This window comes from Halomonas sp. IOP_6, assembly GCF_021151565.1.
Classification (GTDB): Bacteria; Pseudomonadota; Gammaproteobacteria; order Pseudomonadales; family Halomonadaceae; genus Vreelandella; species Vreelandella alkaliphila.
Genome location: NZ_JAIRBO010000005.1, coordinates 269,596 through 293,934, shown reverse-complemented (window position 1 = coordinate 293,934; position 24,339 = coordinate 269,596). Strand labels below are relative to the sequence as shown.

The following is a 24,339-nucleotide window of genomic DNA, read 5'->3' as shown; positions in this document are numbered from 1 at the left end:
CGCGCTCCTGTATCAGTTGGCCCATACGCTGAGTATGTCGCAAACCGATATGCTTTGCATCAGTCGCTTACAATCACCTGCTCACGCAGCTCTTTCGGCATAGAGAAGGTAATATTTTCTTCGCGGCCCTGCAGCTCAACAGGCACCTCTGCGCCAAATGTTTGAAGCTTATCGATAACACCTTTCACCAGCACTTCTGGCGCACTGGCCCCGGCGGTGACACCAATACGACTAACACCTTCCAGCCACGCTGGCGCAATTTGGTCGGCATTATCGATTAAATAGGCAGGCGTGCCCATACGCTCGGAAAGCTCGCGCAGGCGATTAGAGTTGGAGCTATTGGGGCTGCCGACGACCAACACCAAGTCGCTATCTGCCGCTAGCTCACGCACCGCATCCTGACGGTTTTGAGTGGCATAACAGATATCATCTTTGCGCGGCCCCTGGATCTCTGGAAACTTCTCCCGCAACGCATCAATCACCTTAGCGGTGTCATCCATCGAGAGCGTGGTTTGAGTCACAAACGCCAGCGCAGACGGGTCGTTGACGCCCAACTTCGCCACGTCCTGCTCATCTTCGACCAGGTAAATCTGGCCACCGTGGGAAGTGTCGTAACGCCCCATAGTGCCTTCGACTTCCGGATGGCCTTCGTGACCAATCAAAATGCACTCTTGGCCGCGCTTAGCATAACGCAACACTTCCAAATGCACTTTGGTAACCAATGGACAGGTCGCATCGAAGACTTTGAGACCACGCTGCTCAGCTTCTTGTTGCACGGCACGGGAGACACCGTGAGCCGAGAAAATCACGATCACATCGTCAGGCACTTCATGCAGCTCTTCAACGAACACCGCGCCACGTTCGCGCAATGTTTCAACCACAAAGCGGTTATGTACCACCTCGTGGCGCACGTAAATGGGCGGGCCGAAGACATCTAGCGCGCGGTTGACGATGTCGATCGCGCGATCCACGCCAGCACAAAAACCGCGCGGGTTCGCCAGCTTGATCTGTATTGGCTGAGAGGACTCTGATGACTGCATAAAAGCGCCTTGATGCAACTTGCATCGCCGGTTAAATGAAAACGAGTGCTTAAAATCAGTGTTTGGTGATGGGCGTTACGTTCAGCACATCGACTTCAAACGTCAACGTGCGACCTGCTAGCGGATGGTTAAAGTCCACTTCCACACGGTCGCCATCTATGGTTTTGACCACGCCAGGCAATTCCGTTCCCGCTTTATCGGCAAATGACATCACCATACCGATTTCTGGCGTTTCATCACCGAAATCGGCGCGCTTCAGCGTTTGAATATTTTGCGGGTTATGTTGCCCAAAGGAGTGCTCAGGCGTGATTTGAAACGACCCACTCTGACCTGCGGCCATGCCTTTAATCGGGTGCTCAAAGCCAGGTGGCAAGTTACCGTCGCCATACTGGAACGTCGCCGGGGCTTTCTCTTTGGTGGAATCGACTACCGTGCCATCTTCCAGCTTCAGCGTGAAGTGCAGGGTAATTTCCATACCATCGTCAATTAGGTAGTCCATGGTTCCTCACTCGTCACTCTATGGCTTTCAATCACGCTGCTGTAGCGCGGCTTTCTTACGACGTCGATCACCCATTATCGACTCCCAAATTAACCCCACCGCCCCCAGCGTAATGCCGATATCCGCCACATTAAAGGCAGGATAGTACCAACCAGCGGCATGGAACGATAAAAAGTCCACCACATAGCCATGTACTAAACGGTCATACAGATTACCCAGGGCACCGCCAATAATTAGCGGCAACGCCACGGCCAGCAGTTTTTCATCCGCCTTAACGCGGGAAAGCCAGACGGTTAAGCCAATGCTGGCACCAATGGCAATCAGCGCAAAAAACCAGCGCTGCCAGCCGGGATGGTCCGCTAAAAAGCTGAACGCAGCGCCAGTATTGTGCAGTAGCGTTAGGTTGAAAAACGGCAGCACCTCAACGGGCTGGGCGTAATTCAACAAATGGCTGGCGGTGTATTTGGTCAGCAAATCTAACACGATGATCGCCACCGCTAGCCACAGCCAGCGCAGCGGCCGCCGCATCGGCGGCCGCTGGTGTGGATCATTGGTGGTTAACGCAGTGTTAGGCATAGTAACGAATCTCGCCGCTGCCTTCTGGAAGATTGCTGATACAGCGACCACACAGGTCGGCATGCTCAGCATGGGTGCCTACATCAGCACGATGGTGCCAGCAGCGCTCGCACTTCTGGTGCTCGCTTCCACTAACCGCCACTTTCAAGCCTTCAAGCTCGGTGCTTTCTGCGTTAGCAGCATCCGCCAGCGGTGCTAGATGGACTTCACTGGTGAGCATCACGAAGCGCAGCTCGTCGCCCAATTTGGACAACGTAGCATTCAGTTCATCGCTCACATAAAGCGTAACTTCCGCCGCCAAGCTGCCCTTGATGACTTTGGCATTACGGGCGTCTTCCAAGCACTTGTTCACCGACTGCTTCACTTCCAGCACTTGATCCCAGAAGGCGCGGCCCAGCTCAGCGCCATCATCTAATGTGCCAAGCCCTGTGTAGTAAGTTTCCAGCAGCACGCTGTCGCCACGCTTGCCAGGAATATGCTCGTAGATCTCTTCAGCGGTAAACGACAGGATCGGCGCAATCCAGCGGCTCAGCGCTTCAACCACATGATAAAGCGCGGTTTGCGCGCTACGGCGGGCGAGTGAATCCGTTTGGGTGGTGTACTGGCGATCCTTGATGACATCCAGGTAGAAACCACCTAATTCCCGTGCGCAGAAACCATGTACCTGCTGATACACATCCAGGAAACGGTACTCTTCGTAGGCTTTTTCGATGCGCCCTTGCAGCTGTGCCGCACGGTCAACCACCCACTGATCCAGCGCCAACATATCGCCAAAGGCCACCTGATCATTAGCCGGATCAAAACCATTCAAGTTAGAAAGCAAGAAGCGTGCAGTGTTACGGATACGACGATACACATCGGCGGTACGCTTCAAGATTTCGTCAGACACCGCCATTTCACCGGAGTAGTCGGTAGACGCGACCCAAAGGCGCAAAATATCAGCGCCCAACTTATCCATTACACTTTGCGGCGCGACCACATTGCCCAGCGATTTGGACTGCTTACGGCCCTGTGAATCGACGGTAAAGCCATGGGTTAGCAGCTGACGATATGGCGCATGACCATCAATCGCCGATCCGGTCAGTAGCGACGAATGGAACCAGCCACGGTGCTGGTCCGAGCCTTCCAGGTACAAATCAGCACGCGGGCCACTTTCATGACCATGAGGATGCGAGCCACGCAGCACATGACGATGCGTGGAGCCGGAGTCAAACCAGACATCCAATGTATCGGTGACTTTGTCGTACTCAGCAGCTTCGGCACCGAGTAGCTCAGCGGGGTCGAGTTTAAACCACGCTTCAATACCCTCTTGCTCGACGCGTTTAGCCGCCTCTCCCATCAACTCAACCGTCTTGGGATGCAGCTCGCCGGTTTGCTTATGCAAGAAGAACGGAATCGGCACGCCCCAGTTGCGCTGGCGAGAGATACACCAATCCGGACGATTAGCGATCATGCTATGCAGACGCGCCTTGCCCCACGCGGGGGTAAATTCGGTGGCTTCGATGCCTTCCAACGCCCGTTCGCGCAGAGTTTTGCCGTCTTTACCTTGAATATCCATGCCCACAAACCACTGGGCGGTGGCCCGATAAATTACCGGGGACTTATGGCGCCAGCAGTGCATATAGCTGTGTTTGATGGGCGTGTGCGCCATTAGCGCATTAACCTCGCGCAGCTTCTCAACGATATGCGGGTTAGCTTTCCAGATCATCTGGCCGCCAAAGAACGGCAGATCATCGGCGTAGACACCGTTCCCCTGCACTGGGTTAAGCATGTCATCAAAGCTCATGTCATGCTCACGGCAGGTGATAAAGTCATCCATACCGTAAGAAGGCGCTGAGTGAACGATGCCCGTGCTGCCCACTTCGGACTCAACGTAATCTGCTAGGTAAACCGGCGAGAGGCGGTCATAGAACGGATGACGGAAATTGATCAGATCCAGCGCTGCCCCTTGCGCGGTAGCGATTACGCTGCCCGTCAGCCCAAAACGCTCTAAACAGCTTTCCACCAGCTCTTCTGCAAGCAGCAGCAGGCGTTCGCCGGTATCCACGAGCGCATAGGTAAACTCAGGGTGAACGTTCAGCGCCTGGTTAGCAGGGATTGTCCAAGGCGTGGTGGTCCAGATCACCACCGCCGCAGGCTTGGGCAATTCACTTAGACCAAAGGCCGCCGCTAGCTTGTCGGCATCCTCTACCGGGAAAGCGACGTCGATGGCGTCAGATTTCTTATCTGCATATTCAACTTCCGCTTCAGCCAAGGCCGAGCCACAATCAAAGCACCAGTTGACCGGCTTTAAGCCTTTGAACACATAGCCCGCATCCACCATTTCCGCCAAGGCACGGATTTCGCCTGCTTCATTAGCGTAATCCATCGTGCGGTAAGGATGGTCCCAGTCACCGATGATGCCCAGACGAACAAAGTCAGCTAGCTGCGTTTCAATCTGCGCGCCGGCATATTCACGGCACAGCTCGCGGGCTTTACCCGCGGCCAAATGTTTACCGTGGGTGGTTTCTACCTTGTGCTCAATAGGCAGACCGTGGCAATCCCAGCCCGGCACGTAAGGGGCATCAAAGCCGGCCAGATTCTTCGACTTAACAATAATGTCTTTAAGGATTTTATTGAGAGCGTGACCAATATGGATGCTGCCGTTGGCATAGGGAGGGCCATCGTGCAGAACAAACAGCGGCGCACCCGCGCGGGCATCGCGCAAGCGCTGGTATAGGTTCATATCCTGCCATTTAGAAACGCGCCCTGGCTCCTGCTTCGGCAGCATGCCGCGCATAGGAAAATCGGTTTCTGGCAAGTTTAGCGTGTGCTTATAATCCATAGTCCGGTCAGCCGTCGTTAGCATCGGCGGCGTTATCCGCCGAAGAGAAATCAGAAGAAGCGGTCTCACGCCCAAGCGGGGCCGAGGCCAGCGGAAGAGAATTCATGCAGCCAGCACCCGCTGCAGCAAAGTAGCGGCGCGCTCTGGCTTGATCGTGTTCAATTTGCGTTTTTAGCGCATCAAAGTCGTCAAACTTCACTTCCCCACGCAAACGTGCGCAGGGGTAAACCGTCAGCCGCTGACCATAGAGGTCGCCTGAAAAATCCAACAGATGAACTTCCAGCGTGGGGCGTTTAGACCCCACCGTTGGCCGAAAGCCAACATTCGCCACGGCGGGATAACGCTGACCATTAGCCAGCTCGGCCACCACAGCAAACACGCCGCGCAGCGTTAATGGCTGAGGCAACAACGGCAGGTTAGCAGTGGGCACACCAATAGTGCGCCCTAGCTGCTGGTCGCGTACCACACGGCCATGCAGCGAATACGACCTGCCCAGCAGGCGTGCAGCCACGTCAAAGTTACCGCTCGCCAGTAAGGTACGCACGCGTGAACTGGATACCCGCTCGTCATCAACTTTAAAGGTGCGAGTGTGCTCTACACCAAACCCTTCCACCTGCCCGACAGTTTTAAGCAAGGTGAAGTCACCACGGCGGTCGCAACCAAAGCGGAAATCGTCGCCCACCACCAGATGCTTCACCCCCAAGCCTTTAATTAGTACTTGATCGATAAACTCGCGCCCGGTCAGGCTGCGCAAGGCATCGTTGAAAGGCAGGCACAGCACCTGTTCGGCACCATGATCACGCAGCAAGCGAACTTTTTCACGCAGGCGGGTAAGCCGCGGCGGTGCTTGATCACCGGCAAAAAACTCCCGCGGCTGAGGCTCAAACACCACCACGGTCAACGGCACCTTCAAGCGCGCCGCATGCTCACGGCACTGCTGCAGGATCGCCTGATGGCCGCGATGCACACCATCAAAATTACCGATGGTGGCAACGCAGCCCCGATGAGCCGCTGTCAGATTGTGCAGACCTCGAATGACGTGCATGGCACCTCTTTTTTAAAAGCCTTTTTTAAAAGCGTTTGCCGTCTAAAAGCGTTTGATTATAACGAACGCGCTGATCGGGTGCAGGGGAAGATTACGTTCGCCCTGGCATCATCTTTTTAATCACCCTAACGCTGCCTATTGGCGCATCAGCTATCCATCTTAAAGTGACGCAGCCGCAGGCCAAACGCGGTCAACCAGGCAAAGTAAAGCCCGCCACCCAGCACGACTAACCCTGCTACCCAGCGAATGCGCTGCCACAGTTCAAAATCAAGCCACTCCTGCCAGTCGGGGGCAGCCAGATAAAGCGCAATACTCATCAACGCGCTACCGCCCACCAGTTGTACTGCGTAGCGTCCCCACCCCGGCTGAAAGACCAACACCTTCTGGCGATAGAGCAGATACCCCAGCAGCCCAGCATTTAAAAATGCCGACAGTGCAGTCGCCAATGCCAAGCCTGCGTGAGCAAGCGGCCAAATTAACAGCAGGTTAAACACCATGTTAGCCACCATGGCGATAATGCCCACTTTGACCGGTGTTTTAGTATCCTGGCGGGCAAAGAAGCCCGGTGCTAACACCTTGATCAGCATAAACGCCACCAATCCAAAGGCGTAAGCGCGTAGGCTCATGGCGGCCATTTGAATATCGGTATCGGTCATTGCCCCGTAGTGGAACAAGGTAATCAAAAACGGTTCTGCCAGCACGGCCAATGCCAGCGCGGCAGGCACCCCCAATAGCAGCACAACGCGAATGGCCCAGTCTAGCATCGCTGAAAAGTGTTCGGTGGACTGCTCCGCATGACGTTTGGAAAGCGCAGGCAGAATAATCGTGCCAATCGCCACACCGAAGACCCCAAGCGGAAGTTCGACCAACCTATCCGAATAGTACAGCCAAGACACGCTGCCCGCCGTTAACAACGAGGCCAGCACCGTATCCAGCAGCAAGTTAATTTGCGATACCGATACGCCAAACAGCGCGGGAGCCATGAGCTTCAGGATGCGCTTCACGCCTTCGTGGGCAAAATTTGGCCACGGGGTCGGCAGCAACCCGAGACGCAGCAAAAACGGCACCTGAAACGCTAACTGGGCAGCACCCGCAATCAACACCCCCCAGGCCAGCGCCATGGCGGGCTCTTCCATTAACGGCATTAGCAGTAGCGCCGCGCCAATCAGCGAAATATTCAGCAGCACGGGGGTGAACGCGGGCACCGCAAAGCGGTTCCAGGTATTCAGCACGCTACCCGAAAAAGCGGTTAACGAAATCAGCAGCAAATAGGGAAACGTCAGGCGTAGCATGTCGGCTGTCATGGCCAGCTTTTCGGGGTCACGCCCAAAGCCGGGGGCAAATACCCACACCAACCACGGGGCGCCCAGCATCGCCAACGCTGTTATTAGCGCCAAAATAGCTGTCAGGCTGCCCGCTACCGCATTCAGTAGCTCGCGAATTTCCTGCTTACTGCGCTGGGTTGAATACTCTGAAAGCACCGGCACAAAGGCTTGGTTAAACGCCCCTTCGGCAAACAAACGGCGCAGAAAGTTAGGGATTTTAAACGCAACGAAGAACGCATCGGCCCCGCTTCCCGCCCCCAAAAAGGTGGCCACCACCACATCGCGCACCAACCCCATCACACGCGACAACATAGTCATGGCACTGACCACTAACCCAGAGCGCATCAGCCCGCGGCGCGGGGGCGACATGTTTGCTTGCGGTGGCGTGTTGGCGGTCATCACTCAATCCATAGCAACTAAAACAAGAGATCCAACGTCGCCGCGGGCAACGCGACGTATAGACACAAAAAAACCGGCCGCAGCCGGTTTTTTTATGGCGCCTGCCGGCTTACGCCGCCAGAGCCTTAATGCGCTTGTTCAAGCGGCTTTTCAGACGTGCAGCTTTCTTCTTAGAAAGAACGTCTTTATCAGCGATGCGGTCGACAACCGGCTGCATTGCCCGGAACTCTTCCATCGCTTTGCCATGATCGCCGGTGCTGATCGCTTTGATCACACGCTTAATGTAGGTGCGGACCATGCTGCGCTGGCTGGCTTTCAGGACGCGACGAGTCTCGGCCTGGCGGGCGCGCTTGCGTGCTTGCTTGCTGTTCGCCACAGGTATCTCCTTGGAGAATAAAGGTTGCCAATAAATGGCAACGGATTAACTATGTGTTTGTCGGTTTGCGTAGGCAAGGACACGACATTTCCGTCAGAATCTTTCCACAATAACCAATTGATTTGGAAGCAATTAAAATACTGCCAAATGGTGTAACGAGCAGTTCAAAATCTGCCCGTCCACGGGTCTTGTCTGAGAGGATGGCATAGTCTATCACGCGTTAAGCGGGCTTGCTAGCGCTTGTCAATGCTTTTCCCGCACGGATTGCCACTGACCCGTTATGGCAATACCTGCCCCGTTGGCGCCAGAATTTTGCGCAGAAAACGCCGCGTCCGCTCATCTTGAGGGTTGGTGAACAGCGCTTCGGGCGGCCCTTGTTCGACAATTTGCCCCTCATCCATAAACACCACCCGGTCGGCGACGTCTCTGGCGAACTGCATTTCGTGGGTCACCACAATCATGGTTTGCTGCTCGGCGGCGAGCTGTTTCATTAAGCTCAGCACCTCTTCCACCCATTGCGGGTCCAGCGATGAGGTTGGCTCGTCGAATAGAATTACATCGGCATTCGCGGCCATCGCACGCCCAATGCCTACCCGCTGTTGTTGGCCACCGGAAAGCGATGCAGGGTAAGCATCTGCCTTATCGGCCAAGCCAATGCGCTCTAAAATTTCCCTTGCCCGAGCGTGCGCCTGAGCCTTAGGCAGTTTATCAACAACAATCATGCCCTCGCTGATGTTCTCTAACGCCGTTTTGTTGGCAAACAGCCCATAGTTCTGAAACACGAAAGCGGTTCGTCGGCGTAGTGCCAGAATATCGGCACGGCTGGCACGCCGGGCATCGACTCTTAAATCGCCTACCGTGATGTGTCCCGCCTCTGGGCGTTCTAGAAAGTTAATACAGCGCAGCAGGGTTGATTTGCCGGTACCCGAAGGACCAATAATGACGATGATTTCACCTTGCTCCAGGTGCAAATCAACGTCGGTAAATACTGGCTGCTGGCCAAAACGCTTACTGACAGATTCGAGGGTAATCATCGCTGGTACGCCTTATTCAGATACGTTTCCAGACGGCGCTGGCCCCAGGAAAGCGCTTCCACCACCACCCAGTAAATAATCGCCACCAGCAGAAATGCTTCCAGATAGAGAAAGCTTCCAGAAGCCTCTTTTTGGGTAGCGCCCATCATTTCGGTCACCCCCAGGGTAAATGCCAGAGATGTCGCTTTAATCATATCGATGAAGTAGTTCATCAGCGTTGGCGTCGCCACGCGGGTGGCTTGGGGCAGAATAATCCGTCGCATCAATTGAGACTGGGTCATACCGATGGACAGCGCCGCTTCGGTCTGGCTGCGGTCAATACCCACAATTGCCGCACGAATGGATTCCGCCATATACGCCGAAAAGTGCAGCGTTAAACCCAGCACCGCGGCGGTCACCCCGTTGATGGAAATCAGTGCATTAATCAGTTGGGGTAAGCCGTAATAGAACAAAAATAGCTGTACTAACAGCGGCGTTCCACGAAAAAACGAGATAAACAGCATTGCCGCGCCGTTCAACACCGGCACTCGCGACACCCGGATGACCGCCAACAGGCAGGCAATGATCAGCGCCAACAGCATGGCGATGCTCGCCATTTGCAGCGTTAACGGTAAATAACTCAGTAGGACCGGCAACAGGTCCCACATATACTCCACATTCAGCATGGTTATTCCAACGTTAGCTTAGTCGCAATAAGCAAAACGGCCGTGGCATTGCCACGGCCGCAAACTAAAGATAGCCGTCACGAGGTAAAGCCGCGATTATGGCTGAGTGATATCAGTATCGAACCATTTTTGCGATATTTCACCTAATGTACCGTTTTCACGCAACTCTTCCAGGGCGGCATCTACGCGGTCACGCTGAGCACGGCCCTCTTCATCATCACGAAACGGCAGCGCATTTTCTATGATAGTGAACGGCTGGCCAGCCAATGCCAGCGGCAAACCGCGCTCGCTGATCACCTGGCTGGCGCTAACGCGATCCATCACAAATGCATCCACACGGCCAAGCGCCACATCCTGCTCGACGTTGGATTCGTAAGTACGGATATCGATCTCATCGGCATTAGGCTGTTCACGCAGCAGCTGCTCGTAGTTAGAGCCCAGGTTCACCGCAACGCTTTTGCCAGATAAATCTTCAACACCGTGAATGGTGTCATTACCTGCCCGCACAACAACCTGGGCACCATCGTAAACATACGGTGCGGTGAAGGCGTACTTCGCTTTGCGCTCATCGGTAATGGTAATTTGGTTAGCAATGGTATCAATGCGCCCCGATTCCAACATGCCCGCCAGGCCAGAGAAGCTTGCTGTCACGAACTCAATCTCATCGCCAGTCACATCACCAACGGCGTTCATGACATCGACTTCAAAGCCTTTCAGTTCGTTTTGCTCAACAAACGTAAAGGGGAAATACCCCCCAGACATGCCGACGCGCAGCGTATCCGCGTAAGCAGCGGCAGACAGCACACCACCCACAACGCTAAGCGAAAGAACGGCAACAGCTTTTTTCCAACGGCTCACATTCGCCATATTCTTTTTCCTCTTTGGGGCACCTAAGCACCCTGCTTTAGACGTGGGCACCGGTTGCGACGTTCGTCGAATATCCACCGGTGCAATGAGGCCAAGATACCAGCAAAAAAGAAATAATAAACAGCTTTCTTAGTGTTTTTTGGAATTTAGGATCAACCGATGGTGCTATCGTGATGATGACGTGCTCAGCAGCGTTCCACCCATAACCACTCCTATCCCCATTACTATTAGTGTGCTTACACTTATACTCTAGTCCTTGTACTATACATTTATAAGGTGATTTGCAGGCTGGGGAGATAATCGTGGCAACTAAACCTGATGCAGAACAAAGATTTGCAGCACAAACAGTGCGTTACACACGTCGCGCCTACCAAGCGTCATTAAGCCGAGGCCAGAAAGTCGTGGAAATCGCCAACGGAAATCTTGTCGAAACGCTTCCCGATGGCAGCACGCATGTGTTGAAAAAAGCACCCGCTAAACACAAGATTCCTGCAGGCGTGAAGCTGAAGGTGACCTAACCGATCCAACACCACGACTGAGGCTATTCACTCGACCTATTAATAAATGCCATCAAGCTTGCTGATCGAGCGTACATATTCGATAACTCAGGTAATGAAGACATATGGCTAGCAGAAGTAACTCCGGAAGGAGAAATTGAACCTAGAGCGGAAGAACTACCCGACTGGTTTTACCGAAGCGATATACAAAAGCTTACCCTTGCCTATTAAGAAGCTAGCTCACGCCTGGACTTTTTCTCCGTTGCGGAAGCACCCCATTCTTAGCAGAGTGAACGATAAGGCGAGCAGAAATGATGCCTCAGATGGCTAAACCTTGGCCTTACCAGAAATAACGGCTTTAAACCCTGCCTTGGTGATTGGCTGATGATTGGCATCGACTACCTTGCCGCCTAAACGGGCCAATGATTTGGCAAGAGAAACCAACCGCGCAAGCTGGAGCTTGCTGGGCGAAAGGGAGCGACCACTCTCATTCACCTTAATAGTGACACCCTTAATTAAGTACTGGCTATTATCATCGGTAAAAGAAGGAAGTTGCCCAGGAGGAAAGGCGTTTTCAACAACGATAGGGTTACGTGAAGACTCCCCCATCACCGTAAAAGATTTCGTACTAGGCTCATACACCGCTCCCGCAGATGCCAGCGCTACACTTAAGCGCTCGTTTAGCCCAGGTGAAGGGGTTTCAAACAGCACCTGCACGCCCCAAGAAGTACCGCCCTCATTCGCCAGCGTGGGAATAACTTCCGCTTGCGTTTTAGCGCCCATCGACAGCTTTCTGGGCCGATCAGCAGGCTGGGAAGCGCTCCTAAACTCGCCGCTAAGAATTAAATACATAGCGACAAAGCCACAGGTCAGGCTAACCTACATCGTACCAATCGCCACCACTAGCGTGAGCGTATACGTATCCATACTATTTTTATTATCCCTGCGGCACCCGCAGCGCCTCCAAGCCTCAGTCTATAAAACACCCTGCTGTTGCTAGCACGGCCCAAAATGAGCCTGCTAAGTGATTATGGTAGAAAAGAGTGTTATCACAAGCCACCCTTGGTCTATAGCGCCTTTCAAGCTACCCCAACATCACTCTCGAATGCACCACACCGCCATGCCCGAGTAACCCACCACACCGCCATGCCCGAGTAACCCACCGCACCGTCATTCCCGAGTGGGGTTATCGGGAATCCATTTTGACCTTTGCCCGATACTATCCAGCAGCCTGCCTCACCATGGATTCCCGCTCAAGACATGCGGGAATGGCGGACATGGGGAGAAACCTCGGTGAGTGGCGGGTGTCAGCTACCCCAACATCGCTCCCGAATGCACCACACAGCTATGCCCGAGCAACCCACCACACCGTCATTCCCGAGTAACCCACCACACCACCATGCCCGAGTAACCCATCGCACCGTCATTCCCGAGTGGGGTTATCGGGAATCCATTTTGACCTTTGCCCGATAATACTCAGCTGTCTGCCTCACCATGGATTCCCGCTAAGGACATGCGGGAATGACAGACCTGGGGCGTAACCTCTGTGATTGGCGGGTGTCAGCTACCCCAACATCACCTTGGTATGCTCACGCTGTTGCTTCACCGCACCATCTAATATACCCAGCAGGTTTTCATAATCCTCCGGCATCGCTTTATCCATGCCGGTGTCTTCAAAGCGTTGTAAAGTGGCTTGAGTGTCCGCTATGACAGTTTGCAGCTCATCGATAACGTGTTGTTGTTCTTCATTAGTCATACGTCACCTCAGTAAAAAAAACCGGCCCCCAAAGGGAGCCGGTTTAGTGTACTACTTAGTGATACAGCAAATGCTCTATCGAAACTAAGCCTCAGATTAACCCAGCAGAGAAAGAACGTTCTGCGGGATCTGGTTGGCCTGGGCCAGTACAGAAGTACCGGCCTGCTGCAGGATCTGCGCGCGGGTCATGTTGGCAACTTCTACCGCGTAGTCGGCATCTTCGATGCGCGAGCGTGCTGCAGAGAGGTTAGTCTCATTAGTGCTCAGGTTGGTGATAGCAGATTCAAAACGGTTCTGAATCGCACCAAGGTCAGAACGTAGGCTGTCTACTTGGTTCAGTGCAGCATCCAGTGCTTCGAGCGGATTTTCAGTTACAGTGGCGTTACTAACGGCATCTTTAGTTAGACGGCCTTCTTCAGTAACAAAGATTTCATTAGCTGCGCCATCAGTAATCTTGCCATTGTCATTAACATAAACAGTAGCATCAGCATTGGTGCCAAGAGAGAAATCACCCTCAAAGCCAGAAGTAACTACGGCTGTACCACCTGCTGCCAAACCTGTAGTTACTACTTCGTCAACAATGCTATATTGATCAGCAGTGGTGCCTGTCTCATCACCATCGAAGTCAACCGCATAAACTTTGGCATTGTTAGCGGCAAGCTTGATCTCATCCATCAAGTCATTAGCTTCGATTGAGCCACCTTTGACATCGATAGCAGTGGTAGAGCCAGCAGTAGTCGAAGTGGTATATTCAGTACCAGATGAAGTAGTGATGCTGCCTGCATTAGCACCACCATTGCGCGTAGCAAGTTCGGTTGCTAGCGCTTCAATGGTAGCAACACCGGTTGCGCCATCATCTGTTTTACTTAGGTTCATCGCACCACCGGTGCCTGTCAGGTAAAGGTTATCACCTGTTTTAGCATCTGTCAGTGCGCCAGTAGAATCAACATTAACACTTGTTTCAGCTCCACCTAATTTCACTATGATGGTATTGCTTTCACCAACACTGGGAGTCAAACCTAAATCGTTACCCAAGCTCGCGACAGTCGCATCTTGCTTATCATAGGTAAATGAGTTGCTATCTGCGTCAAAGGTATAGCTCTCAGTAGCTCCAACTTTGATGGTAGCGCCATCTTTCAAGTTGGCAAAAACATCATCGACTGTTGATGTTTTATTGAAGCCGGTAGCGTCATAAGCGCCGTCAACGGTAGCACTCTTAGTAAAGTCATTCGCTAGCAGATTTTGAACGGTAGCGCTGCTGTTAGCAGAGCCGGTACCATTTACATTGAAATCACCTAATCCCAACGTTTTAGCATTGATCTCTTGGAGATCGACATTAATTGTTTCACCATCGTTGGCACCAACTTGTATTTTGACCCCTTGATCGCTAGCCAACACTTTAACGCCGTTGAAACTAGTCTCTTCGGAGATACGGTTGATCTCATTCAGGCGCTGACCAATTTCGTTCTGGATAGAGGTCAAATCGTCTTGGGAATTAGTGCCGTTCTGAGCCTGAACCGTTAGCTCACGTACGCGCTGCAGGTTGTCGTTTACCTGGTTCAGTGCGCCTTCAGCAGTTTGAGAAATAGAGATGCCGTCGTTAGCGTTACGCTGTGACTGGGAAAGACCGGTAATCTGTGCAGACATACGGTTGGCGATGGCTTGGCCAGCTGCGTCGTCTTTAGCGCTGTTGATACGCAGACCAGAGCTCAGACGCTCCATAGACGTGGTCAGGGCATTTTGTGATTTGGACAGGTTAGACTGGCCAATCATGGAAGTAATGTTGGTATTGATCACTGACATGGTGTGATTCTCCTTGCATGAACACTGGCCGGAAGGCCTGCTAATCGGCCACTTTGTGCGCCGCTATTAGAATTAACGGCACGGCGAGAGGAATCTTTAGGGTGGTTAGTAAAAAAAGATGTAATGTTTGGTAACTGCAGGGTGAGAGGCTTACTTTTACTAGAGCAACAAAAGGGCGGCTTGCGCCGCCCATTGCGGGTGCCTCGCTTCGCTCGTTACACCGCACTACTAATAGCGAAGCATTATGGATTATTTCTTGCGGCCTAACTGATTATCCAGGGCGTCGAATTGCTGGGTGAGGTAGCTGCTCATGCTGTTCATCTGGGCAATCATCGCATCTAGCTGACCGAACTGGGTGCGGTAACGGGAGATGGTGCCTTCAATGGTTTTTTCCATACGCTCGAAACGATCGTCCAAGCTTTTAACACGATTTTCCGCGCCGCTAATCGCCAGCTTGACCACCCCATTGTTGCCCAGCATCTGTTCGATGGTAGTGTTTAGCCTACCCGCCATGCCGTCGCCCTCGTTTTCACCGGCAAAAAAGTCATTGAGGGCCTGGGGGTTATTGGCGACCAAGTCATCTAACGTTTCTTCATCGACCTTGAGCTTGCCATCTCGTTGTAGAGTGATGCCTAGCTGGTTAAGGGTCGATAACTCACCGCCTTCTACCCCGCCGGTTAATACACTGCGCAGCCGAGATTCGATGGTGCGCACGGTATTGTCTCCCACTAGCTCTCCAGCGGTTTCGCTATCACCGGTAAAGCTAGTGAGTTTGCCAATGGTGCCTTTTAAGTCGTTAAACGCTTTTACAAAGCCATTAATCGCTTCGCGTTGCTTTAGTGTATCGCGCTCAATATTAATGGTGCTGGAAGCCGTTTCGCCGTCCACGATATCGAGTTCAGCAAGATTTAGCGTTACGCCTTGAATAGCACCTTCAATACTATTTTCCGCACTACTAATCGCAATGCCATTAACCGTAAGCGCGGCATTCTCCCCTGGGCGCTTTGTTGTCGCATCTTCAGCAAAGGGGCCTGGCACCTCGGCGCCACCGGCATCAACAAAACTAAAGCTTTCAATAGAAGCGTCTGCGCCAGTGGTTTTAGAGCTAAGTGCCAGCCGGTAGCCCGTGCCATCGTTGATAATCGTGGCGTTCACACCGGCTTCTTTATCAGCGTTAATGGCATCACGCATATCAGCAAGGCTACTGCCTTCTACGATGTTGATATCGACGCTCTCCCCATCGCCAAAGGTCAGCTGCAGCGCGGTCGCCCCTTGTAGGTCGAGCGCTTGGTCTTTGGTATCTACCCGGCTTGAAGCCAGCGTGCCAGAGGTGGCCAGTTGGCTGACCTCTACCCGATAGCTGCCCGGCAGCGCATCAGCGGCAGCAGTCGCTTTAATAGCTTCTCCACCACCAGTGCCACGCACATTGGCGGAAAGGCTTTGGTAGAGCTTGGGGGTCATTGATTTTGGCGACCGCATCTTGAAACGCGTTCAGCGAGGTTTGAAGTTGACCGAAAGCAGAAATTTTTGCCTGCTGCTGTTTCTTTTGAAGCGTAATTGGCGCGAGTTTGCCCCGCTCAGCCGCTTGAAGCTGATCAAGCAAACCAGTGAGATCAAGGCCGGAACCAACGCCAAGAGAGGTTATCGTCGCCATGCGGGGGTATTCCTCAGTGCAAAAGGCTAAACCACAAGACCCAGGCGCGCATGCGCACGCCCGTTTATTTAATAGCACTGCTATCGGCAGAAAAGCGCACAACTTTAGCGCCTTTTCGCGCTTTCGCCGCTTTTCATACTTTTTTACTAGAAATGAGAATTTTCTAATGAAAACGCCTGCAGGAAGCAGGCGTTAGCGTAGGCGTTCAGCAACCACCAAATTACTTTAGCGGCTATTTACGCCCAAGTTGAGCGTCAAGGGCATCAAACTGCTGGGTTAGATAGCTGCTGGTTTGGTTCATCTGGGCAATCATGCTATCTAACTGGCCGAACTGGGTACGGTATCGGGAAATGGTCTTCTCAATGGTTTGTTCTGTACGAGTGTAGCGCTCTACAAGGGACTCCACACGATTTTCCGCTCCGGTAATGGCCCCTTTCACAGCCCCGTTCGTACCTAATAACTGATCTAGGCCTTGGTTTAACTGGCCTGCCATACCTGAATCGTCGGCGTCACCGGCGAAGAACGCCGACAGCGCATCCTGGTTATTGACAATGGCGTTATCCAACTCGCTTTCATCAATAGAAAGCGTGCCGTCCCGCTGTAGTGAAATACCAATATCACTAAGCATCGAGAACTCACCTTCGATACCGCCACTTAATATGCTGCGCATGCGAGATTCCACCGTGCGCACCGTATTATCGCCGTTAAGCTCGCCTGCCACGCCGGTTTCCGCATTGAAACTGGTCAGCTCGCCGATGGTGCCCTTGAGGTCGTTATAGGCATCGACAAAACCGGTAATCGCTTCACGAACAGCGCGTGTATTCTGCTCGACTGCCACGGTGCTATCGCCCTCTTCTTGAAGATTAAGCGTCACGCCTTGAATCGCCCCTTCAACCTGATTGGTAGAGCTGGTAATAGCAATGCCATTCACCGTCAACGCGGCATCGGTGCCTGCTTGTAGGGTGTTATCGGTGTCGGCGGCGAAAGGCGCTGTGCCTGCATCAGAAAAGCTAAAGCCGGTAATAGAGGCATCCGCACCGGTTTCGCTGGAACTAAGCGCCAGCCGATAGTTGGTGCCGTCGTTCACAATAGTGACGTTAACGCCTGAATCCTCACTGGCATTAATCGCATCGCGAATATCTTCCAGGCTGCTATTCGCACCGATGGTGACGTCTTTACTGGCCCCATCACCGAATGTGAAGGTTAACGTTTGCTCAGTGGTCGTTAGCGGCGCGTCCAGTTCGGCAACGCCTTCAGAGGCCAGCGTGCCACGGGTAGCGAGTGTATCAACGGTGACGTTATAACTACCGGGCTGCGCTTCGCCGTCTGCCGTGGCAGTAATGGCATCGCCTCCCACATTCGTGGAAAGGCTTTCGTAAAGCGCACTGTCGTTTAACTCAGCTGATGCAGTTTGAAATTTGGAAAGCGCACTTTGCAGCTGACCATAAGCAGAAATCTTGGTCTGCTGGGTTTCCAGTTGACGCTCTATAGGCTTCAGCTTCCCTCGCTCAGCATCTTGCAGTTGATCCAGCAAGCCGTTGAGGTCGAGTCCTGAGCCAATTCCGAGTGATGAAATGGAAGCCATAAGTTACTGCCCTTTTTTTAAAAAACGCCCAACACGCTGGCGCTGCTCATACGTAAGAATGTGATTTATTATTGAATACTATCGACCATTAAAGCCCAGACTTGAGCCTATTTGGCTTTTTTTACGTACGAAAAGGTAATGAATTGTAAAAGATGGCGCCTGTAAAAAGCTCAAAAAGGCATAATGCCATCCATCGGGATTAACACTTTTCTGTGTATTCTCTAGTGACTTACATGGTGAATTATCTAGATGACAGGAATATGTCAGGAAAAGGTCGGCGGTTGCTTTGACACTAACGAACTATAGACCTTGGTCTAACACTTACATTGCTTTATAATGCACTGCAACAAGCCCATTTTGGGGCTGTTTGCAGGAGAACGACTTATGCCTTCCGAGGTGTCACAACCCGCATCCACCGTAGCGTCTGCCGCTTATCATGTGCAGCGCAGCCTACGCCACTGCCTTTCTACCGTTGCCGAGCTGCTTTACGATAACGGCCATGTGCTCGAAACCATTACCTTGCCGCAACGTGGCCTTGCCCGACGCGAGCTGGCTCATTTGAAGGGGCATTGCCCTAGTTGGAAAACATGCCAACGGGTGCTTGAAGAGAGCGGTGCCGCTGAATTTAATGATTACGACCGCTTCGTACTGACGTCTATGGGACGGGAGCTAATGTTTGATATGTTTGGTCAGGGTGCTGCCGACTGCGCGTAATCGCGTTTGCTTTGCTCTGCACGTTCTAAATACGACGTTCTAAATACGACGTTTTAAATACAAAGCGCCCGCAGCCCCTTGAAAAAAGAGCTGCGGGCGCTTTTCTATTGGCGTGATGTGCTTAGCGCAGTCCAAGCAGCGATAGAATAAACAGCACAACAACGATTAGACCAATAATATAGATAATGTTACGCATAACGGCACTCCTTGCTTTTGCGTTTAAAGGCTTGCTCCAAAGAAAGCAACACCTTGAAATAACACCTCTAGACTAGCAGTGATTGGTTATGTTTGCGTAATTTACCCTTGGTGGGCATTAAATCGCTCTCTTAAACCGTGCCAGCAGCTACTACTAGTGTGGCCATTGAGAATATGAACAGTGAAACGACGCTTCTCTACTCATCCTTATGCCCTAGACTCATAAAATAAAGCGCTGCGGCCAGCGCCAGCACCGAAAGCGCGAGATAGATGGCTTCCAGTGGCGTTGTGAAACGGATATCCACCACGGCGCGGAAAAACTCAATAATCACCGCCAGAATCACCACGCGGGCAATTTTGTCCTTGAGTTGATCCAGTGAGCCTACGTTAAACGGGTGCTTGGGATAACGCACTTCCGCCTGATCGATACGGGAAACAAACAGCCGATAGATACCTAGCCCGAAGATCAGCAGCACAATCGCTATTAAATACACATCAACGGCGATGATGATGTCTGGCACCAGGGTGTCGTGGATATCTTGAGAGCTATCAATCAGGTAGTAGCGCAGTACGTCACCCACCACGGTTAAAATATCCAGCGTGCCGACAATAAACAGCATTAGTGAGCCCAACAGGCTTGGCACTACCGCCAGCATTACCAGAAAGCGCGAATTCCAAAGCGCCGTTTCAATCCGCCGCTCCCAGGGGGATTGTTCACGGGGCGTTTTGGGCGCAGGCGGCAGTGCTGAATGCGGCGATGGTGATTTCAATGATGACTCAGACGGTGCTGGATCAGACATGGTGAGTGCTTGCTCCTTTTAAAAAGCCGCCAGCTTAGGCGGCGCTAGGATGATCGTACGCGAACTTATAGCACGTTGATCAGCACAACCGTAAACGTAACTCCGGTGAGTAGAAAACCCAGCGAGAGCATAATGCCGTCTCTGGCGACTAAACCTAAACCGAACAGTGTCAGCGCTAGGCCCGCACCGTTGGCGCTAAACGGAATAAACTCCATCGGCGGCATGGCTAGCGCGATAAGCAGGCACATCACGGCGGTGACGCGTATCCCGATATAGCCAGTCATCCACGCTAGGCGCACACCTAGTAAGCTATCAATCCACGTGGCGGGCTTTTTCATGTAGTGAATAGCTTTATCGAATTTAGTTCGGGAAATCGAGCGTTTTACCAGCCATTTAGGTAACCAGAAAGTTTCCCTGCCGATTAATAACTGAACGGACGTGAGCAACACCAACGCCGCCATAAGCGTTGGCATACCGGGAATATCACCGATGATGGGCGCAAGTGTGATTAGCCCAGCAAGCAACAATAGTGGCCCAAATGAACGCCTGCCCACCGCGTGAACCACGTCGTCTACGCTTACCTTGGCTTTTTCACGCTCCATTCGCTCCATGGTGTTAATCAGTTCGGTTAAGTTCGATGCATCCTGCCTATCATTCATTGACGTGTCAGCGCTCCCTTCCTATGGTTTAGCGTCTATCCTGGGGGCATTATTCAGCGTGGGGCGTACTTTCTAGCTTGCTGCGAATAAAGTCGCTATGGCTGACGTGCAGGAGATCTGCCAGCCGCCGGATACGGTGCTCTTCGAGTGGGTCGATACTGCCGTCTGCCCAAGCAAGCTGCCACATTAACGCTACCAACTCGCAGCGCTGCTCATAACCGTAGTGCTCTTTTATCAGGCTAACAAACTGGTAATGATCGACGGCGTCATCCACTTCTGCTTCCGCCAACGTCATTAACTCGTTAACGTCGCTATCACTTAAGTGGTAGCGGCTGATTAACATCTGCTTCAGTGCGGCACGTTCAGCATCGCTTTTATCGTAGTCGGCACGCATGACTTCACAGAGCAGCGCCGCCGTTGCGAGTTCTAGCGTCAGGGTTTGATTATCACGCTGCTCAGGTTCTGCCAGCGCGCGTTGGAAGAAATTGCTAATGGCATCCAGCACGGTTTCTCTCCTGTTAATAAACCTGCCACTTCGACTGGCGATATGGCACTTAGTGCCCTTTACGCCTAAGCGCCCACCCTCACCTCACTATTCACCAATCACGATTCACGATTTACCAATCACTCCTTACGCTTCGCCAACTGCTCTTTTAGCTGCTTGGGCACTTGCTTGATAATCAGGCGATCCTGGTTTTCATCGTACTCAATGCTGGACCCGAGCAGGTGGGAGTCAAAACTGATCGATACGCCCCCGGCGCGCCCGGTAAAACGGCGAAATTGACTGATGGTGCGCTTGTCGGGCGGAATCTCTGGAGAAAGGCCGTAGTCAGCATTACGGATATGGTCGTAAAACGCTTTGGGCTGCTTTTCGTCCACCAGCCCCGAAAGCTCTTCTAACGTCATTGGCTCGCCACGGCGCAGCTGTTCGTTGGCGTAGTCGACCAGGGTGTCGGTTTTTTCTCGGCTGGCTTCGTCGTCGTAGTCCTCTTTTTCGACGTAATCACTGAAAGCTTTCAGCAGCGTGCGGGTTTCAGCGGGAGCATCAATGCCCTCTTCCATTCCCAACAGCGCTATCAAACCATCGGCTAGCTTTTTGCCGCCGCGGTCTTTTAAAAACGACACATATTGTGCGCTTTCAGAATCGCTCTGCCACTGGGTAAGGTTTACCCGTGCTGCCAAGGTGAGCTGGCTGGTATTAAGCTGCGCGGCAGGCACTGCTTGGTGCTCTGCGTTAATGCCAATACCTTCCCGCTGATGAACTAAGCCTAAAAACAGTGTCTCGGTATCGCCCTGGCGTAGATGTGCGAACACTAAGTAGCCGCTAACGGAGAGCTGCTCTTGCAGGGTTTGCGCCAAGCGTTCGGCAATCGCAATAGAAAGCTGGGTGAAATCCTGCTCTTCTGCCATATATGCCCGCAGCCAGGCTACCAACGGACCAGCCTGCTCGCCCTGCTCAGCAAATCGCCCCCACCCTTTGGCTTTGGTGTTGTAGGTATCATTTAGCGAATTCACCAAGCTTGTCATCACAGGGTCGTCGTGAGCCGCGGGTGTTGACGCAGGTGCCGCCGTGACGGTCAAACGTTCACCATCTAATGATGGATCAAGGCGGTGCACAATACTTTGCAGTAGCGGCATAAGCGGGAGTTACCTTTTATTTAAGAGCGGTTTAGCTAAGAACGATGTATCTAAGAACGATTGATTAAAAAAACAAGTTATCAAAACAGCGGTGTTGGCAAAGAACCGCTCAACAGGCAATCAGCGCGTTTAGGGCTTTAAGCGATAACCGGTGCGGAAAATCCAGGCAATGGTGGCAAGGCTAGCGGCCAGGAAGAGCAGGATCATCGCCACGCTGGCCGCTAAACTGACATCGCTAATGCCGTAGAAGCTCCAACGGAACCCACTGACCAAGTAGACTACAGGATTGGCCAACGTAACGGTTTGCCAAAACGGCGGCAACATATCAATAGAATAGAAGCTGCCGCCCAAAAACGTCAGCGGGGTAATCACCAGCAAAGGCACCAACTGCAGCTTGTCGAAACCATCTGCCCAAATGCCGATAATAAAGCCCAGCAGGCTGAAGGTGACGGCGGTCAGCACTAGGAAGGTGAGCATCCAAATCGGATGAGCAATTTCCAGTGGCACAAATAAGCTGGACGTTGCCAGGATAATCAGCCCCAGAATGATCGATTTCGAGGCAGCAGCGCCCACATAGCCCACCACCACTTCTAAATAAGAGATGGGCGCTGAGAGAATTTCATAAATGCTGCCAGAGAACTTCGGGAAGAAAATTCCAAACGAGGCATTAGAGACACTCTGGGTAAGTAGCATCAGCATAATCAGCCCAGGCACAATAAAGGCACCGTAGCTGACCCCGTTAATCTCGCTGATGCGTGAACCAATCGCCGCGCCAAACACCACAAAGTAAAGCGAGGTTGAAATCACTGGCGACACAATGCTTTGCAGCAACGTGCGGCGGGTGCGCGCCATTTCCGCCATATAAATGGCACGAACGGGGTAGAGATTCATGGGCGCTCCTTTACCAAATCGACGAAAATATCTTCCAACGAGCTTTGCCGGGTGTGCAGGTCTTTAAAGCCAATGCCCGCCTTTTCCAACTGGGTGAGCAGCGCAGAAATACCGCGTCCGTCCTCTTCCTGACGGCCATCGTAGGTGTACACCAATTCATAGCCATCTGCAGCCAGGCTCAGCTCGTCTTGATCAAGGGACGCAGGCAGAGCAAAGAGCGGCGTGTGCAGCTGCAGCGTTAGCTGCTTGCTGCCAAGCTTTTTCATCAGCGCTGCTTTCTCTTCCACCAACACAATCTCACCGCGATTAATAACGCCAATGCGGTCGGCCATTTCTTCGGCTTCTTCAATGTAATGGGTGGTGAGAATGATCGTGACACCATTATCCCGCAGCCCGCGCACCACTTCCCACATATCACGGCGTAGCTCGACGTCTACCCCAGCGGTGGGTTCATCTAGAAATAGAATGCGTGGTTCATGAGAGAGCGCTTTGGCGATCAATACACGGCGCTTCATACCACCGGAAAGGGTCATCAAACGGTTGTTGCGTTTGTCCCATAAGGCCAGCGACTTAAGCACTTTCTCGATATGCGCTGGATTGGGCGACTTGCCAAACAAGCCACGGCTAAAACTGACCGTGTTCCATACCGTTTCAAAGGCTTCGTTGGTCAGTTCTTGAGGCACAAGACCAATACGTTCGCGGGCCTGACGATAGTGGCTAACGCTATCATAGCCATCGACGACGACGTGGCCTTGGGTTGGGTTCACCAGCCCGCACACCACGCTGATTAACGTTGTTTTGCCCGCCCCGTTGGGGCCAAGCAGGGCAAAAATCTCGCCGCGCTGAATAGTTAAATCCACACGGCTAAGGGCTTGAAAGCCACCTTCGTAGGTTTTGTTCAAGCCTTCAATAGTAATAATGGGATCGTTCAAGGCGTGCTCCTCACACCGCGACAGCATTGCCGCGGTGCTTGACGGATGTTCGGCGCCATTAACTGCGGCTAGTGATTTCCAACAGGTGGTAACCAAACTGGGTTTTGACCGGGCCGTGTACTTTGTTCAGGTCACCGCTGAAAACGACCTTGTCGAATTCCGGTACCATTTGGCCGGGGCCAAAGCTACCTAGGTCACCGCCTTGGCGGCCAGAAGGGCAGCTAGAGTGCTGCTTGGCCACTTCTGCGAAATCACGACCGTTTTCGATCTCTTGCTTCAGTGTGTTGCACTGCTCTTCACTGCTTACCAAAATATGACGGGCGCTGGCACGTGCCATAACAAACTCCTAAGTAATAAAAAAAAAGAACCTACATAACCTGTTGCTGTTTCATTTTGCCATAACCGTCATCGCGGGTGCGCTTCGCTTACCACGCGCTACAAAACCTATGGCACCTACCGTAGCGCGGTGTCACGAATCTCGCGAGGTACGAGCGAATGAGGCACCCGCGTCGTTAGCCACCAAGCGCTACAACTTTCCAACGGCAGGCCGTGAAACATCAACAGA

The 24,339-nt window shown here is 52.6% G+C and carries 26 protein-coding genes; 3 read left to right on the top strand and 23 right to left on the bottom strand.

Features of this window, described 5'->3' with window-relative positions; all coding sequences use genetic code 11:
• Nucleotides 1–59: 59 nt before the first annotated feature.
• From ispH to K7H08_RS11820, 10 genes are all read right to left on the bottom strand, one after another.
• The gene (ispH, locus tag K7H08_RS11865; RefSeq protein WP_120386316.1) at nucleotides 60–1,040 is read right to left on the bottom strand and encodes a 4-hydroxy-3-methylbut-2-enyl diphosphate reductase; all 981 of its coding nucleotides are present in this window, start codon (nucleotides 1,038–1,040) and stop codon (nucleotides 60–62) included.
• Nucleotides 1,041–1,095: 55 nt separating this feature from the next.
• Nucleotides 1,096–1,539: an FKBP-type peptidyl-prolyl cis-trans isomerase gene (gene fkpB / locus K7H08_RS11860; protein ID WP_095603750.1), complete on the bottom strand. Its 444-nt coding sequence runs from the start codon at nucleotides 1,537–1,539 to the stop codon at nucleotides 1,096–1,098.
• Nucleotides 1,540–1,566: 27 nt separating this feature from the next.
• Nucleotides 1,567–2,115, bottom strand: a complete 549-nt coding sequence (lspA, locus tag K7H08_RS11855; RefSeq protein ID WP_120386315.1) for a signal peptidase II — start codon at nucleotides 2,113–2,115, stop codon at nucleotides 1,567–1,569.
• Nucleotides 2,108–4,939 carry an isoleucine--tRNA ligase gene (ileS, locus tag K7H08_RS11850; protein WP_231658058.1) on the bottom strand — a complete coding sequence of 944 codons (2,832 nt, stop codon included), beginning with the start codon at nucleotides 4,937–4,939 and terminating at the stop codon, nucleotides 2,108–2,110. Before ileS ends, lspA begins: the two co-directional genes overlap by 8 nt.
• 7 nt (nucleotides 4,940–4,946) lie before the next feature.
• Nucleotides 4,947–5,984, bottom strand: coding sequence for a bifunctional riboflavin kinase/FAD synthetase (ribF, locus tag K7H08_RS11845; protein WP_120386314.1), 1,038 nt, complete (start codon nucleotides 5,982–5,984; stop codon nucleotides 4,947–4,949).
• 146 nt (nucleotides 5,985–6,130) lie between these two features.
• Nucleotides 6,131–7,708: a murein biosynthesis integral membrane protein MurJ gene (murJ, locus tag K7H08_RS11840; RefSeq protein ID WP_231658055.1), complete on the bottom strand. Its 1,578-nt coding sequence runs from the start codon at nucleotides 7,706–7,708 to the stop codon at nucleotides 6,131–6,133.
• 109 nt (nucleotides 7,709–7,817) lie between these two features.
• Complete coding sequence (gene rpsT, locus K7H08_RS11835) at nucleotides 7,818–8,084, bottom strand: 30S ribosomal protein S20 (RefSeq protein ID WP_009722795.1); 267 nt, start codon at nucleotides 8,082–8,084, stop codon at nucleotides 7,818–7,820.
• A 278-nt stretch (nucleotides 8,085–8,362) separates the two neighbouring features.
• A complete protein-coding gene (locus K7H08_RS11830; protein WP_231658054.1) occupies nucleotides 8,363–9,118 on the bottom strand; it encodes an amino acid ABC transporter ATP-binding protein in 756 nt (251 codons plus the stop codon).
• The gene (locus K7H08_RS11825; protein ID WP_231658053.1) at nucleotides 9,115–9,783 is read right to left on the bottom strand and encodes an amino acid ABC transporter permease; all 669 of its coding nucleotides are present in this window, start codon (nucleotides 9,781–9,783) and stop codon (nucleotides 9,115–9,117) included. Before K7H08_RS11825 ends, K7H08_RS11830 begins: the two co-directional genes overlap by 4 nt.
• A gap of 96 nt (nucleotides 9,784–9,879) precedes the next feature.
• Entirely contained in the window at nucleotides 9,880–10,650 is a 771-nt protein-coding gene (locus K7H08_RS11820) for an amino acid ABC transporter substrate-binding protein (RefSeq protein ID WP_095603798.1), read from the bottom strand.
• Between the two features lie 302 nt (nucleotides 10,651–10,952).
• On the opposite strand from K7H08_RS11820, the gene K7H08_RS11815 reads away from it, so the two are divergent.
• On the top strand, nucleotides 10,953–11,168 hold the full coding sequence (locus tag K7H08_RS11815; protein WP_231658052.1) for a hypothetical protein: 216 nt from the start codon (nucleotides 10,953–10,955) through the stop codon (nucleotides 11,166–11,168).
• Nucleotides 11,169–11,474: 306 nt separating this feature from the next.
• Here K7H08_RS11815 and K7H08_RS11810 read toward each other — a convergent pair whose 3' ends face one another.
• A complete protein-coding gene (locus tag K7H08_RS11810; RefSeq protein ID WP_231658051.1) occupies nucleotides 11,475–11,999 on the bottom strand; it encodes a hypothetical protein in 525 nt (174 codons plus the stop codon).
• 357 nt (nucleotides 12,000–12,356) lie between these two features.
• Between K7H08_RS11810 and K7H08_RS11805 the strand changes: the two genes are divergently transcribed.
• On the top strand, nucleotides 12,357–12,620 hold the full coding sequence (locus tag K7H08_RS11805; RefSeq protein WP_231658050.1) for a hypothetical protein: 264 nt from the start codon (nucleotides 12,357–12,359) through the stop codon (nucleotides 12,618–12,620).
• Between the two features lie 91 nt (nucleotides 12,621–12,711).
• Here K7H08_RS11805 and K7H08_RS11800 read toward each other — a convergent pair whose 3' ends face one another.
• The 5 genes from K7H08_RS11800 to fliD (K7H08_RS11785) form a co-directional block, all read right to left on the bottom strand.
• Nucleotides 12,712–12,903, bottom strand: a complete 192-nt coding sequence (locus K7H08_RS11800) for a hypothetical protein (RefSeq protein ID WP_231658049.1) — start codon at nucleotides 12,901–12,903, stop codon at nucleotides 12,712–12,714.
• Nucleotides 12,904–12,999: 96 nt separating this feature from the next.
• A complete protein-coding gene (locus K7H08_RS18480; protein WP_231658047.1) occupies nucleotides 13,000–14,706 on the bottom strand; it encodes a flagellin N-terminal helical domain-containing protein in 1,707 nt (568 codons plus the stop codon).
• Nucleotides 14,707–14,955: 249 nt separating this feature from the next.
• Nucleotides 14,956–16,185: a flagellar filament capping protein FliD gene (gene fliD / locus K7H08_RS11790; protein WP_331460288.1), complete on the bottom strand. Its 1,230-nt coding sequence runs from the start codon at nucleotides 16,183–16,185 to the stop codon at nucleotides 14,956–14,958.
• Nucleotides 16,100–16,360: a flagellar cap protein FliD N-terminal domain-containing protein gene (locus K7H08_RS18475; RefSeq protein WP_331460287.1), complete on the bottom strand. Its 261-nt coding sequence runs from the start codon at nucleotides 16,358–16,360 to the stop codon at nucleotides 16,100–16,102. Before K7H08_RS18475 ends, fliD (K7H08_RS11790) begins: the two co-directional genes overlap by 86 nt.
• A 232-nt stretch (nucleotides 16,361–16,592) precedes the next feature.
• Entirely contained in the window at nucleotides 16,593–17,945 is a 1,353-nt protein-coding gene (fliD, locus tag K7H08_RS11785; RefSeq protein WP_231658045.1) for a flagellar filament capping protein FliD, read from the bottom strand.
• A gap of 384 nt (nucleotides 17,946–18,329) precedes the next feature.
• On the opposite strand from fliD (K7H08_RS11785), the gene K7H08_RS11780 reads away from it, so the two are divergent.
• Nucleotides 18,330–18,659, top strand: a complete 330-nt coding sequence (locus K7H08_RS11780) for a hypothetical protein (RefSeq protein WP_095603734.1) — start codon at nucleotides 18,330–18,332, stop codon at nucleotides 18,657–18,659.
• Between the two features lie 392 nt (nucleotides 18,660–19,051).
• Here K7H08_RS11780 and K7H08_RS11775 read toward each other — a convergent pair whose 3' ends face one another.
• The 7 genes from K7H08_RS11775 to K7H08_RS11745 form a co-directional block, all read right to left on the bottom strand.
• Nucleotides 19,052–19,654 carry a YqhA family protein gene (locus K7H08_RS11775; protein WP_231658043.1) on the bottom strand — a complete coding sequence of 201 codons (603 nt, stop codon included), beginning with the start codon at nucleotides 19,652–19,654 and terminating at the stop codon, nucleotides 19,052–19,054.
• A 65-nt stretch (nucleotides 19,655–19,719) separates the two neighbouring features.
• Nucleotides 19,720–20,313, bottom strand: coding sequence for an exopolysaccharide biosynthesis protein (locus K7H08_RS11770; protein ID WP_038478440.1), 594 nt, complete (start codon nucleotides 20,311–20,313; stop codon nucleotides 19,720–19,722).
• 49 nt (nucleotides 20,314–20,362) lie between these two features.
• Complete coding sequence (locus tag K7H08_RS11765) at nucleotides 20,363–20,818, bottom strand: tellurite resistance TerB family protein (RefSeq protein WP_231658041.1); 456 nt, start codon at nucleotides 20,816–20,818, stop codon at nucleotides 20,363–20,365.
• Between the two features lie 119 nt (nucleotides 20,819–20,937).
• Nucleotides 20,938–21,951, bottom strand: a complete 1,014-nt coding sequence (gene yejK, locus K7H08_RS11760) for a nucleoid-associated protein YejK (protein ID WP_231658039.1) — start codon at nucleotides 21,949–21,951, stop codon at nucleotides 20,938–20,940.
• A gap of 129 nt (nucleotides 21,952–22,080) precedes the next feature.
• Nucleotides 22,081–22,842, bottom strand: coding sequence for an ABC transporter permease (locus K7H08_RS11755; RefSeq protein ID WP_009722819.1), 762 nt, complete (start codon nucleotides 22,840–22,842; stop codon nucleotides 22,081–22,083).
• Complete coding sequence (locus K7H08_RS11750; RefSeq protein ID WP_038478451.1) at nucleotides 22,839–23,774, bottom strand: ABC transporter ATP-binding protein; 936 nt, start codon at nucleotides 23,772–23,774, stop codon at nucleotides 22,839–22,841. Before K7H08_RS11750 ends, K7H08_RS11755 begins: the two co-directional genes overlap by 4 nt.
• 58 nt (nucleotides 23,775–23,832) lie before the next feature.
• Nucleotides 23,833–24,111: a peptidylprolyl isomerase gene (locus tag K7H08_RS11745; protein ID WP_009722821.1), complete on the bottom strand. Its 279-nt coding sequence runs from the start codon at nucleotides 24,109–24,111 to the stop codon at nucleotides 23,833–23,835.
• Between the last annotated feature and the right edge of the window lie 228 nt (nucleotides 24,112–24,339).